Here is a 13,428-nt window from a genome sequence, read left to right on the forward strand (position 1 = left end):
ATACGAATGCAACTCACTGACAAAGTAATCATTATCACGGGCGGTTGCCAAGGTTTAGGCCGCTCGATGGCCGAGTATTTCGCCGACAAAGGCGCAAAGCTGGCGCTGGTGGACCTGAACCAGGAAAAGCTCGACGACGCCGTTGCCGCCTGCACGGCCAAGGGTGTCGAGGCCCGCGCCTACCTGTGCAACGTCGCCAATGAAGAGCAAGTGACACACATGGTCGCGCAGGTCGCTGAGGACTTCGGAGCGATCCATGGCCTGATCAACAACGCCGGGATCCTGCGTGACGGCCTGCTACTCAAGGTCAAGGATGGCGAAATGACCAAGATGAGCCTGGCCCAGTGGCAGGCGGTCATCGACGTCAACCTGACCGGTGTATTCCTGTGCACCCGTGAAGTCGCGGCGAAAATGGTCGAGCTCGAGAACAGCGGCGCGATCATCAATATCTCGTCGATATCCCGCGCCGGCAACGTCGGCCAGACCAACTACTCCGCCGCCAAGGCCGGTGTCGCGGCGGCGACCGTGACCTGGGCCAAGGAGCTGGCGCGCTACGGCATTCGCGTGGCCGCCATTGCACCGGGCTTCATCGAAACCGAAATGACGCTGAGCATGAAACCTGAAGCGCTGGAGAAGATAACGTCGGGGATTCCGCTCAAGTGTATGGGCAAACCGGAAGAGATCGCCCACTCGGCGGCTTACATTTTCGAAAATGACTACTACACCGGTCGGATTCTGGAATTGGATGGCGGGTTGCGTATCTAGAGCCACCAAAAAAAACAAATGTGGGAGCGAGCCTGCTCGCGAAAGCGTTAGATCAGTCAACTTATCTGTTGAATGACACTCCGCATTCGCGAGCAGGCTCGCTCCCACAGGGGACAGCATTTCAGATCATCAATCGTCGCTGATGGTGATATTCGGCATCGCTGGCGTAGCGGCTTCCTGCAACACAATCCGCGCGCCGACATGGCGAGCCAGTTCCTGGTAAACCAGTGCAATCGGGCTGTCCGGCTCGGCGATCACTGTCGGCTTGCCGCCATCGGCCTGTTCGCGGATAGCCATCGCCAGCGGCAACGAAGCCAACAGTTCGACGCCATACTGATTGGCCAGTTTCACACCGCCACCCTCACCGAACAGATGCTCGGCATGCCCACAGTTCGAGCAGATGTGCACGGCCATGTTTTCCACCACGCCCAGCACCGGGATGTTGACCTTGCGGAACATCTCCACGCCCTTGCGTGCGTCCAGCAATGCCAGGTCCTGTGGCGTGGTCACGATCACCGCGCCGGCCACCGGGACTTTCTGCGCCAGGGTCAGCTGGATATCACCGGTGCCTGGCGGCATGTCGATGACCAGGTAATCCAGGTCGCCCCACGCGGTTTGCGTCACCAGTTGCAGCAATGCGCCGGAGACCATCGGCCCGCGCCAGACCATCGGCGTGTTGTCGTCGGTGAGGAACGCCATGGACATCACTTCGACGCCATGGGACTGGATCGGTACGAACCATTTCTGATCCTTGATCTGCGGGCGGGTACCTTCGGCGATGCCAAACATGATGCCCTGGCTCGGACCGTAGATGTCCGCATCGAGAATCCCGACCTTGGCACCTTCGCGGGCCAACGCCAGCGCGAGGTTGGCGGCGGTGGTGGACTTGCCCACGCCGCCCTTGCCGGATGCCACGGCCACGACGTTCTTGACGTTGGCCAGGCCCGGGATCTGTGCCTGGGCCTTGTGCGCGGCGATCACACTGGTGATGTCGACGCGGGCAGCGCTGACACCGTCAAGGCCTTCAATGGCCATTTGCAGCATCTGCGCCCAACCACTCTTGAACAAACCGGCGGCATAACCCAGTTCCAGCTGCACGCTGACGCGCTCGCCCTGGATCTCGATGTTGCGCACGCAACCGGCGCTGACCGGATCCTGGTTCAGATAGGGGTCGGTGTATTGGCGAAGGACGGCTTCCACCGCTGCGCGATTGACGGCGCTCATGGGCAACTCCGAAACAAGACTGGGAAAAGATGGCGGTATCCTACCCCTTCTGTCTTCCGGACGGCATGCCCGGCAACGATTTGCAGGGGTGAAATATCTTTGCCGGCGCTTTATAGTGGCCGACCTCCGTTTCATCAAGTAGCCGAGCCCCATGTCCGAGCCACGCAAGATCCTCGTCACCAGCGCCCTGCCCTATGCCAATGGTTCGATCCATCTTGGCCACATGCTGGAATACATCCAGACCGATATGTGGGTGCGATTCCAGAAGCACCGCGGCAACCAATGCATTTATGTCTGCGCCGACGACGCCCACGGTTCGGCGATCATGCTGCGCGCGGAAAAGGAAGGCATCACCCCGGAACAACTGATCGCCAACGTCCAGGCTGAACACAGCGCCGACTTTGCCGAGTTCCTGGTGGACTTCGACAATTTCCACTCCACTCACGCCGAAGAAAACCGTGAGCTGTCGAGCCAGATCTACCTCAAGCTGCGTGACGCCGGGCACATCGCCACGCGTTCGATCACGCAGTACTTCGACCCGGAAAAGAAAATGTTCCTGGCCGACCGCTTCATCAAGGGCACCTGCCCGAAATGCGGCACCGAAGACCAGTACGGCGACAACTGCGAAAAATGCGGCGCGACCTACGCACCGACCGACCTGAAGGATCCAAAGTCGGCGATTTCCGGCGCCACCCCGGTGCTCAAGGATTCCCAGCACTTCTTCTTCAAGCTGCCGGACTTCCAGGAAATGCTGCAAGCCTGGACCCGCAGCGGCACCCTGCAAGACGCCGTCGCCAACAAAATCGCCGAGTGGCTGGATGCCGGCCTGCAACAGTGGGACATCTCCCGCGATGCGCCGTACTTCGGCTTCGAGATTCCCGACGAGCCGGGCAAATACTTCTACGTGTGGCTGGACGCGCCGATCGGCTACATGGCGAGCTTCAAGAACCTCTGCGACCGCACGCCGGAGCTGGACTTCGACGCGTTCTGGGGCAAGGATTCCACCGCCGAGCTGTACCATTTCATTGGCAAGGACATCGTCAACTTCCACGCCCTGTTCTGGCCAGCAATGCTTGAAGGCGCGGGCTACCGCAAACCGACCGGCATCAACGTGCACGGCTACCTGACCGTCAACGGTCAGAAAATGTCCAAGTCCCGTGGCACCTTCATCAAGGCCCGGACCTACCTGGACCACCTGTCGCCGGAATACCTGCGCTACTACTACGCGGCCAAACTGGGCCGTGGCGTCGACGACCTGGACCTGAACCTCGAAGACTTCGTGCAGAAGGTCAACTCCGACCTGGTCGGCAAAGTCGTCAACATCGCCAGCCGTTGCGCCGGGTTCATCAACAAGGGCAATGCCGGCGTGATGGTCGAGACCAACGCCGCGCCGGAGCTGACCGAAGCGTTCCTCGCCGCCGCGCCAAGCATCGCCGACGCCTATGAAGCCCGCGACTTTGCCCGCGCCATGCGCGAGATCATGGGCCTGGCCGACCGTGCCAACGCCTGGATCGCCGACAAGGCGCCGTGGTCGCTGAACAAACAGGAAGGCAAGCAGGATGAAGTCCAGGCCATCTGCGCCACCGGCGTCAACCTGTTCCGTCAACTGGTGATCTTCCTCAAACCGGTGTTGCCGCTGCTGGCCGCCGATGCCGAGGCGTTCCTCAACGTCGCGCCGCTGACCTGGAACGACCACGCGACCTTGCTCGCCAACCATCAGCTGAACGAGTTCAAGCCGCTGATGACCCGTATCGACCCGGTAAAAGTGCAGGCCATGACCGACGCCTCGAAAGAAGACCTGACCGCCAGCCAGACCGACACCGGCGAAGCTGCACCAGCGGGTAATGGCGAGCTGGCCAAGGATCCGCTGTCGCCGGAAATCGAGTTCGACACCTTTGCCGCGGTTGACCTGCGCGTCGCCCTGATCGTCAAGGCCGAGCACGTGGAGGGCGCCGACAAGCTGTTGCGCCTGACCCTGGATATCGGTGACGAGCAACGCAACGTGTTCTCGGGTATCAAGAGTGCTTACCCGGACCCGTCCAAGCTCGATGGTCGCCTGACGATGATGATCGCCAACCTCAAGCCGCGCAAAATGAAATTCGGGATTTCCGAAGGCATGGTGATGGCGGCCGGCCCTGGCGGTGAAGAAATCTACCTGCTCAGCCCTGACAGCGGCGCCAAGCCTGGTCAGCGGATCAAGTAAGGCACTGCGGTAAACCGATCCCACAGTCGTGCCTGGCGCGACTGTGGGATTTTCATGTCTGGCCCATACTGTCTCACAGGTCTGGCTTCATCTTGTAGGAGCTGCCGCAGGCTGCGATCTTTTGATCTTGGCTTCAAGATCAAAAGATCGCAGCCTGCGGCAGCTCCTACAGGGTTATCCAGCAGCGGATACGGACGATCATGACCGAAACCCTGCTTACGCTTATCAGCACTGCCCTGCTCAACAACCTCGTGTTGCACTGGCCGCTGGGTGTCGATCCGCTGTTGGCCAGCGAACGTCGCCAGGTCCATGCCCTGGGCATCGCGACGACCTGCCTGATGCTGATCACGGGGGTGCTCGGCTATGCGTTCTATCAATGGCTGCTGGTACCGCTGGAGTTGACGGCGCTGCACCTGTTCGTGTTTCTACCATTGAGTGCGCTGCTGATCGGCCCGTTATTGAAGCTGCTTGCACGGGTGTTTTCGACGCTGTCCTTCGAAGGCCTCTGGCCGTTGCTGCTGTGCAATGCCGGGGTGCTTGGCGTGGCATTGCTCAACGCTCGGGAGGACAACGGCTTTTTCCACGCCACAGCTTTGAGCCTCGGTGCCGGGCTGGGCTTCTGGCTGGTACTGAGTCTGTTCCAGGACCTGCGCCAGCGCACACTCGACAACGATGTGCCCCTGCCCTTTCGCGGCCTGCCGATCGACCTGATCGGCGCCGGTTTGATTGCAGTGGCCTTTCTCGGATTCAGCGGACTGATCAAAACATGAGTCTGATTCAACGCATCGACGCTCTCTTGCCGCAGACCCAATGCGGCAAATGTGGCCATCCCGGATGCAAGCCGTACGCCGCCGGTATCGCCAGCGGCGAGCCGATCAACAAGTGCCCGCCTGGCGGCAGTGAAACCATCAACGCCCTGGCCGAACTGTTGCACGTGCCGGTGCTGGAACTGGACGTCAGTCGCGGCTCCGCCCCGGCGCAGATCGCCTATATTCGTGAAGCGGAGTGCATTGGTTGCACGAAATGCATTCAGGCCTGCCCGGTGGATGCGATCGTCGGCGCGGCCAAGTTGATGCACACGGTCATCATCGACGAATGCACCGGTTGCGACCTTTGCGTGGCGCCATGCCCGGTGGACTGCATCGAAATGCATCCGCTGCCCTTGAGCAGCGTGCTGCCGATTGTCGGTGGCCTGGCCTTCAGCCTGGAAGAGCAACGGGCCCGCGCCGCCAAACGCAATCATGCACGGCACCGTTTCGAGCAACGCAACGCCCGTTTGCAGCGTGAAGAACAACAAAAAACTGCCGAGCGAGAGGCCCGTGCGCAACGGGTTGCCCAACCCAGCGAAGTGAGACTCGACCCGGTACAGGCAGCCCTTGAACGCGTCCGCGCGCAGAAGGCCGCGAATGCCGATGCGGCCCTGAAAAAAGCCAAGGTCGACCTGGCGATGAGCCGGGCGCAATTGAACAAGTCGCTCAAGGCCTTCGGTCACCCGCCGACCTTCGAACAGCAATCGCAGTTGATTGTCCTGCAACAGCAGTTCGAAGCCGCCGAGCAAGCCTTGTCCCAACTGGAACGCGCTGCGCCGCCGGCTCCCGTGGCACCCGTCGCGGCTGTGGCGAAAGACGCCGAGCTGAAACGGGCGAAAATCCAGCTGGCCATGCGTCGCGCCGAACTGAAGAAGGCCCAGGCCAGCGCAGCACCCGCCGAGCAGATCGAAGCCCTGGAGCGAGCCTTGGGCGAAGCCGAACGCCAGGTGGATGCCCATGCCGCCCCTTGAATCAGTCGATTTACGCCTGCAGCAGGCGATGAAACTGGTTCTGCTGGCGACGCTGCCAGGGATGTTGGCGTTGTTCTGGTTCTACGGCTGGGGGGTAGTGATCAACCTGATGCTGGCAAGCGCCAGTGCGTTGGCCGCTGAAGCAGCGGTGCTGCGATTGCGCAAGCGCGCGCTCATGCCGACCTTGAGCGACGGCAGCGCCCTGGTCAGTGCCACGCTCCTGGCCCTGGCCTTGCCGCCCTATTGTCCCTGGTGGCTGACGGTCAGTGCCGCCGCGCTTGCCATGTTGTTCGGCAAGCACCTGTATGGCGGGGTCGGCAGCAACCCGTTCAACCCGGCGATGCTCGGTTTCGCCCTGGTGATGGTGACCTTTCCACAGCAGATGACCCATTGGCCCGCCTCCCAAGGCATGGACCTGTGGGGTGGTGTGCAGCAAGTGTTCGGCTTCGGCCATAGCCCGGACGCCTGGGTCCGGGCCACGGCACTGGACAGCCTGCGGATCAACAAAAGCCTGACCATGGACGAACTGTTCTCGGCGAACCTGGCCTTTGGTCAGTTCGGCGGCCGCGGCGTGGAATGGGTCAACCTGGCCTTTCTCGCCGGTGGCGCGTTTTTGCTGCAACGCCGCGTGTTCAGCTGGCATGCGCCGGTCGGCATGCTCGCCAGCCTGTTCGTCATCAGCCTGGTGTGCTGGAACGGTTCGGGCTCAGACTCCCATGGGTCGCCGCTGTTTCATCTGCTCACCGGCGCCAGCATGCTGGGAGCATTCTTCATCGTCACTGAACCGGTGTCCGGCGCCAAAAGCCCCGGTGCGCGATTGCTGTTTGGTGCCGGCGTGGGGTTGCTGACCTATCTTATTCGCACTTGGGGAGGCTACCCGGACGGCGTGGCCTTTGCCGTGCTGTTGATGAACCTCTGTGTACCGGTGCTGGAGCGGTTGGTCGCGACCAGGCAGGAGCGGAGCGCACCATGAGCCGAGTGTGGAGCGCCGCCATCCTTGCATTACTGGCCACCTTCGGGGCTGGCCTGACCTATCTCGCGCAGCACGGCAGCGCGCCACGGATTGCGGCTGAGCAGCGCCTGATCGACAGTCGCAACCTGCTGGACCTGCTACCGCCCGACAGCTACGACAACCAACCGCTGGAACAACCGCTCACGCTCGAAAACACCGCGCTGGGCAACAGCACGCTGCTGGCGGGTTACCGCGCGACCAAGGCCGGCCGAACCTGTGCCGTGCTGCTGCGCAGCCAGGCCCTGGGCTACGCGGGCGCGATCGATTTGCTGATCGCCATCGATCCCGACGGCAGACTGCTGGGGGTCAAAACCCTCAAGCAAACGGAAACCCCGGGGCTAGGCGCACGCATCGCCGACTGGCCCAATGCCTGGCTAGCAGCATTTTCCGGCAGGTCGCGAACCGATCCGGGTGACAACGGTTGGGCCTTGAAAAAGGACCAGGGACAGTTCGACCAGATTGCGGGAGCGACCATCACCTCAAGAGCGGTGATCCACGCCACCCATGACGCATTGCGCTACTTCGATGAGCACCGGCACTCACTGCTCGGGAGCCCTCCAGATGAATAATTCGTTGCGGTTGCAGAACACCTTGATGCTCGCGCCGCTGATTGGCGCCACCGGCTCACTGGTGAATGCCTTGGGCCTGTGGTTGATGTTCATGGTGGTAACCAGTGCGTTCGGCCTCTGCATGAACGCCTTGCGCTCGCGCCTGCTCCCGGCGACCCATTTGCCGGCCAGCGTGCTGCTTGCCGCAACGTTGACCAGTTGCGCAGAACTCGGCACGCAGGTCTGGTCGCTGCAATGGCATCAGCATGCCGGGATCTATGCCGGCTTGATCGCCTTGCAATGCGTCATGCTGGACCGCAGTGATTTCTTCCAGAGCCCCTGGCGGGAGCGCTGGCGCCTCTGTGGCCTGTTCGGCGCATTGATGGTGGCCTTGGCCCTGCTGCGCGAACTCATTGGCTACGGGACACTCGGCAATCATCTACCGTGGCTGGCGGCTGCGACACACGCCGACTGGCAGGGCTGGGTGCTGACAGCTGACGGTGGCTTGCGCCTGGCCACGCTGGCCCCTGGCGGTTTCATATTGCTGGGATTGCTGATCGCCGCCTGGCAAGCCTGGCACCGCACGCCACCCTCACACTGACCGCCTTCGAGGAAACGCATCGCACATGAATGCCGCAAAACGTCTGGAAATTTTCCGCAGGCTGCATGAAGACAATCCGGAGCCGAAGACCGAACTGACCTATTCCTCACCCTTTGAATTGCTGATTGCGGTGATTCTTTCGGCGCAATCGACCGATGTCGGCGTCAACAAGGCAACGGCAAAACTGTTTCCGGTTGCCAACACCCCGGCGGCGATTCATGCCTTGGGCGTCGAGGGATTGTCGGAATACATCAAGACCATCGGCCTGTACAACAGCAAGGCAAAAAACGTGATCGAGACCTGCCGACTGCTGGTTGAGCGTCATGCCGGTGAAGTGCCGCAGACCCGTGAGGAACTGGAGGCCTTGCCCGGCGTAGGCCGCAAGACCGCCAACGTGGTGCTCAATACTGCATTTCGCCAATTGACGATGGCCGTGGACACCCACATTTTTCGGGTCAGCAACCGCACCGGCATCGCGCCCGGCAAAAATGTGGTCGAAGTCGAGAATAAATTGATGAAGTTCGTGCCCAGGCAGTACCTGCTCGACTCCCATCACTGGCTGATCCTTCACGGACGTTATGTTTGCCTGGCCCGCAAGCCTCGCTGCGGCAGTTGCCGGATCGAAGACTTGTGCGAATACAAGCACAAGACCTCGGACGATTGAGCCGCTATTGGGTTTTTCGATTTATCGATTGAAAAAATCTTTTTTACCCGTCGCGAGATTGTCGATATAAGGAGCCCCAAAGGCCTTCTTCGCCTGGAGTACTAAATGAGCACTGCCAAAGAGCAATTGGACGTAGATGACGACTTCACCCCCGTAGAGGCTGATGATGCCGAGCCGGTGGCTGAAGTGGCGAAAACCAACCTGAGCAAACGCCGGACCATCGACAACCTGCTGGAGGAGCGCCGACTGCAAAAGCAATTGGCCGATTACGATTTTGACTTGTAAAACCTAAAAGCCTCCTGAAACGGAGGCTTTTTACTAAGTGCCAAGTCGGTAAATACTCGCCTGTCGCACTTCGTCAAACCCAGGTCCATCATGCCAGGCCGTTACGCTGGGCCAGTTCGATCAGATCGACCAGGGACCGCGCATTGAGTTTCAACAGCAGTCGGGTCTTGTAGGTACTGACGGTCTTGTTGCTGAGAAACATCCCATCGGCAATCTCTTTATTGGTCTTGCCCCGGGCCAACTGCTGCAACACCATCATTTCCCGCCCTGACAGACGATCCACCATATCGGCTTCACTGGCGTTGCCAAGACTGGCTCGCACAGTATGCAAGGCCTGATTGGGAAAGTAACTGTAGCCTGACAAGACAGCCTTTATTGCACTGAGCAACTCCGTGAGGTCCTGTTGTTTGCACACATATCCGGCGGCTCCCGACTGCATGCAGCGCATGGAAAAATGCCCAGGGGACTGAGAAGTCAATATCAGCACTTTCATCGGCATCGCAGCCGATGTCAGTCGCGCAATAACTTCCAGCCCATCAAGTTTCGGTATTCCAATATCCAGAATGACAATGTCCGGCATGTATTCTCGGGCTAGTTGTAATGCATCCACACCATTATCTGTTTCTGCAATGACTTCGTAGCCATGACGCTCCATCAGCATTCGTACCGCAAGACGAATGACGGGGTGATCATCCACAATCAGCACTTTATTCATGGGCAAGTCCAATTTCACTATTCGAATTTTTAGAGCCCGCACAATAGCCTAGTCGTTTCGTCCCTGGCATGTCGCCCCCCCCGGCCACTCGCACCAAGAGACATTCCCTACAAACATCAAAGATTTTTCTTACAAAAAATCCAAGAAATCCCCGGGCAGAAAACTTTTGTTGAGGACTTGACTTTCCAATTGTAATTATTTTTTTGTATCGACCTGCAACAAAAAAATCAGGGGAAATTGATTTTTAGACAGCAGCCAGACATGTATCTATCCCACCCAAAAACTAGAGGCAACCGGGGTTACCCAATATCAACCCTCACTCCAGAAATATCACACACAACTTATCCACTCGTTCTTACAGCAAAAAACAACACGTCAACCATCATAAGAAAATCACAATCAGGAAAAGCGCCCGCCAGACATTAAATCAATTGATAAATAGAAACCCGAGGATGCCCAAGATCAGTTAGATGCATTAAATTCAAAACAAACAAGCATTACCCAACCAACACTCACAACGAGAATGAAAATGGATAAGCTCAAAAAAAGAATAAGCAACCCCATGACAGTGATTGCAATATTCGCCACACTGTCTGAAACATCGGCAGCCGTTTCATTACCCTTCCTCGATGACGATGATAGAGACGTCTACATCTGGTTTCTGATCAGCTTTCCCTTTTATCTGCTGTTACTATTCTTCGCCACGCTCAACTTCAACTATCGATCGCTTTACGCCCCCTCCGACTTTGAAAAGGGAAAACATTTCATAAAAGTCATGGACGGTGCAGAGCAACCCGAGAACAAGAAGAATAGAAAGTCTGCTGGCAGGACGTCAGACAGTGGCGGCCGATCCACTCGCCGTCCCTCCAAAGCACAAGACCCACCTTCAGAATCGGTCCCTGGCGTCGCTCTTTCGGCGCTACATCGCGTACGTCTGCCTGAACGGCTGAGAAACCTGTATGTCGTTGATGCACGCGCGATGACAGGAAACGCCGAGTTCAGCCACGTGATGGAGAGCATTCACAACGAACCGGGAAAAGCTGCACGTGCAGTGGTATTCCTCACTTGTACCGAGTCAGATTCGATACTGAAGGAAAGCGCAGCCACCCCTTCAAAACACGTGAAGAAACACTGCCGCACAACGTTCTGTGCTGCCTACAATTTGAATTCACAGGGTTTGACGGTCATTGATCAACACTTGCCAATCGACGCACGGCAGCCCGTAGCGTTTGACGATCAATCAGAAGGGAAGGATGAGAGAGACAGTAGCAAAAACCAGGAAGAATGCTGAATCAGGCAGGATCCCCCTTTTCAAATGTGTGGCCCCGTCGATGACCGGGCCACACATTCCATTACATCAAAGGTCTCAGAAAAGCTTGCGACCTTTGTTCGCCGCGATGCGCATGCGCAAGGCGTTGAGCTTGATGAAGCCCGCTGCGTCGGCCTGGTTGTACGCGCCGCCATCTTCTTCGAAAGTGGCAATGTTGGCGTCGAACAGCGACTCGTCGGACTTACGACCGGTGACGATCACGTTGCCCTTGTACAGCTTCAGGCGAACAACGCCGTTCACGTGGGCCTGGGAGGCATCGATCATCTGTTGCAGCATCAGACGCTCAGGGCTCCACCAGTAACCGGTGTAGATCAGGCTGGCATACTTGGGCATCAGCTCGTCTTTGAGGTGAGCCACTTCGCGGTCCAGGGTGATCGATTCGATCGCACGGTGGGCGCGCAGCATGATGGTGCCGCCAGGGGTTTCGTAGCAGCCACGGGACTTCATGCCCACGTAACGGTTCTCGACGATATCCAGGCGGCCGATACCGTGTTCGCCACCGATGCGGTTCAGGGTCGCCAGCACTGTGGCCGGGGTCATTTCGACGCCGTCCAGCGCAACGATGTCGCCGTTGCGGTAGGTCAGTTCCAGGTATTGCGCTTTATCTGGAGCCTTCTCCGGGGAGACGGTCCATTTCCACATGTCTTCTTCGTGCTCGGTCCAGGTGTCTTCCAGCACGCCGCCTTCATAGGAGATGTGCAGCAGGTTGGCATCCATCGAGTACGGGGATTTTTTCTTGCCGTGACGCTCGATCGGGATCGCGTGCTTTTCGGCGTAATCCATCAGCTTCTCACGGGACAGCAGGTCCCATTCGCGCCACGGAGCGATCACTTTCACACCTGGTTTCAAGGCGTAGGCGCCCAGTTCGAAACGAACCTGGTCGTTACCCTTGCCGGTGGCGCCGTGAGAAATGGCGTCAGCGCCGGTTTCGTTGGCGATTTCGATCAGGCGTTTGGCGATCAACGGACGAGCGATGGAAGTACCCAGCAGGTACTCGCCTTCGTAAACGGTGTTGGCGCGGAACATCGGGAAAACGAAATCGCGCACGAACTCTTCGCGCAAGTCGTCGATGTAGATCTCTTTCACGCCCATGGCTTGAGCCTTGGCACGTGCAGGTTCGACCTCTTCGCCCTGACCCAGGTCAGCGGTGAAGGTCACCACTTCACAGTTATAAGTATCCTGCAGCCACTTGAGGATCACCGAAGTGTCCAGGCCGCCGGAATACGCCAGAACGACCTTGTTTACGTCCGCCATGCCATCACTCCACGGGGTTCTACGGAAAGCCGTCAAGTCTACCGCCCATGCAAGATAATTTACAGTGGCGCGACAGCTTATGACGACGAAGCGACAGATTATGTCGAGAGCGCGACGATGACCAAAGGGTCAGGAAGTTGCCGAAGTGCCGGGCTTCGTCGCTTGAGGGGCCACCTGCTCCGCGGGGGCTCCGCGCTCAAGGCGTATCGCTACCCGACGGTTTTTCGCGCGATTGACGTTGCTGGTATTGGGTGCCAGGGGATACCGCTCGCCATGGAAACGCAGGGTGATTTGCGATTCCTGGATGCCGTTGGCCTTGAAGAATTCCATCACCGCCAGCGCCCGTCGCCGCGACAGGTCACGGTTGGTCAGGCGATTGCCGCTGTTATCGGAGTGGCCATCCAGTTCGATGTGATTGACCGTCGGATCGGCTTTCATGTACTCCAGCATGACTTGCAGCCTGGCCTTGGCGGCCGCATCCAGATCAATACCGCCACCGGGGAAGCCGACCTGGGATTGCTTGACCTGATCGAAGTTCTGCGGCAGCAACTTGGCCACACAACCCTGATAGTCGGCAAATGCCTTGTTGAACCTGACCGGCAACAAACGCACCTCCGATACCCGGCCATCGCCCGAGGAGTGCCGGACCACGGGACTGCGTCCGTCCATCAGGCCGCTGATCAAGCGTCCGGCCTGGGCCTGCGAGCTGTTGAACAGGACATTGCCGCTGCCGATCCTCACCGTGCCCAGATTGATATCACCGCGCCCCGGTTGCCAAGGCGCGGCGGCGGCCAGCAAGGTGGCAGAACCGCCGCCCATCATTGCGTTGTAGGCATTCAAACGAAACGTCGCCTGTTCGCCAGCGCGCCGCACGAATTCGCCCGAGCCGAAATCGGTGATCGGCTGAGTCAGCCGGCACTCGAATTTGTCGCCTTCGACCGTCCACTCAATGCTCTCCAGGCGAGTCTGGAAAGTCAGCGCCATTGCGGGAAGGCTGGCAAACACACTGAGCAAGGCTAAATAACGCTGGCGCACGGGAGGCTCCAC

The 13,428-nt window shown here is 58.9% G+C and carries 14 protein-coding genes; 10 read left to right on the forward strand and 4 right to left on the reverse strand.

Translation table 11 applies throughout. The annotated features are described in order from the left end of the window. The first annotated feature begins 6 nt into the window (after nucleotides 1–6). Nucleotides 7–765: an SDR family oxidoreductase gene (locus ACA054_RS26835; protein ID WP_497686924.1), complete on the forward strand. Its 759-nt coding sequence runs from the start codon at nucleotides 7–9 to the stop codon at nucleotides 763–765. Nucleotides 766–894: 129 nt separating this feature from the next. Here ACA054_RS26835 and apbC read toward each other — a convergent pair whose 3' ends face one another. Then, nucleotides 895–1,989, reverse strand: coding sequence for an iron-sulfur cluster carrier protein ApbC (gene apbC, locus ACA054_RS26840; RefSeq protein ID WP_008057550.1), 1,095 nt, complete (start codon nucleotides 1,987–1,989; stop codon nucleotides 895–897). A gap of 151 nt (nucleotides 1,990–2,140) precedes the next feature. Between apbC and metG the strand changes: the two genes are divergently transcribed. From metG to ACA054_RS26880, 8 genes are all read left to right on the forward strand, one after another. Next, a complete protein-coding gene (metG, locus tag ACA054_RS26845) occupies nucleotides 2,141–4,192 on the forward strand; it encodes a methionine--tRNA ligase (protein ID WP_497686925.1) in 2,052 nt (683 codons plus the stop codon). A gap of 200 nt (nucleotides 4,193–4,392) precedes the next feature. After that, entirely contained in the window at nucleotides 4,393–4,962 is a 570-nt protein-coding gene (locus ACA054_RS26850; RefSeq protein ID WP_497686926.1) for an Rnf-Nqr domain containing protein, read from the forward strand. Further along, a complete protein-coding gene (rsxB, locus tag ACA054_RS26855; RefSeq protein ID WP_497686927.1) occupies nucleotides 4,959–5,972 on the forward strand; it encodes an electron transport complex subunit RsxB in 1,014 nt (337 codons plus the stop codon). The genes ACA054_RS26850 and rsxB overlap by 4 nt, the downstream gene beginning before the upstream one ends. Next, entirely contained in the window at nucleotides 5,959–6,945 is a 987-nt protein-coding gene (locus ACA054_RS26860; protein ID WP_497686928.1) for an RnfABCDGE type electron transport complex subunit D, read from the forward strand. Before rsxB ends, ACA054_RS26860 begins: the two co-directional genes overlap by 14 nt. Then, entirely contained in the window at nucleotides 6,942–7,553 is a 612-nt protein-coding gene (locus ACA054_RS26865; protein WP_497686929.1) for an RnfABCDGE type electron transport complex subunit G, read from the forward strand. Before ACA054_RS26860 ends, ACA054_RS26865 begins: the two co-directional genes overlap by 4 nt. After that, nucleotides 7,546–8,133, forward strand: a complete 588-nt coding sequence (locus ACA054_RS26870) for an Rnf-Nqr domain containing protein (protein WP_497686930.1) — start codon at nucleotides 7,546–7,548, stop codon at nucleotides 8,131–8,133. The genes ACA054_RS26865 and ACA054_RS26870 overlap by 8 nt, the downstream gene beginning before the upstream one ends. A gap of 25 nt (nucleotides 8,134–8,158) precedes the next feature. After that, nucleotides 8,159–8,797 (forward strand): endonuclease III, encoded by a 639-nt coding sequence (gene nth / locus ACA054_RS26875; protein WP_497686931.1) that lies wholly within the window; start codon nucleotides 8,159–8,161, stop codon nucleotides 8,795–8,797. 105 nt (nucleotides 8,798–8,902) lie between these two features. After that, on the forward strand, nucleotides 8,903–9,082 hold the full coding sequence (locus ACA054_RS26880) for a PA3496 family putative envelope integrity protein (RefSeq protein ID WP_497686932.1): 180 nt from the start codon (nucleotides 8,903–8,905) through the stop codon (nucleotides 9,080–9,082). 88 nt (nucleotides 9,083–9,170) lie between these two features. Here ACA054_RS26880 and ACA054_RS26885 read toward each other — a convergent pair whose 3' ends face one another. Further along, a complete protein-coding gene (locus ACA054_RS26885; RefSeq protein WP_008057539.1) occupies nucleotides 9,171–9,797 on the reverse strand; it encodes a response regulator transcription factor in 627 nt (208 codons plus the stop codon). A gap of 529 nt (nucleotides 9,798–10,326) precedes the next feature. Between ACA054_RS26885 and ACA054_RS26890 the strand changes: the two genes are divergently transcribed. Then, nucleotides 10,327–11,088, forward strand: coding sequence for a hypothetical protein (locus ACA054_RS26890; protein ID WP_497686933.1), 762 nt, complete (start codon nucleotides 10,327–10,329; stop codon nucleotides 11,086–11,088). Between the two features lie 75 nt (nucleotides 11,089–11,163). Here the strand turns inward: ACA054_RS26890 and ACA054_RS26895 are convergent, their stop codons facing one another. Further along, entirely contained in the window at nucleotides 11,164–12,381 is a 1,218-nt protein-coding gene (locus ACA054_RS26895; protein ID WP_008032151.1) for an argininosuccinate synthase, read from the reverse strand. A gap of 129 nt (nucleotides 12,382–12,510) precedes the next feature. Beyond that, on the reverse strand, nucleotides 12,511–13,416 hold the full coding sequence (locus tag ACA054_RS26900) for a flagellar protein MotY (protein WP_497686934.1): 906 nt from the start codon (nucleotides 13,414–13,416) through the stop codon (nucleotides 12,511–12,513). Nucleotides 13,417–13,428 lie beyond the last annotated feature (12 nt).

Source organism: Pseudomonas sp. LBUM1653, from assembly GCF_059716115.1.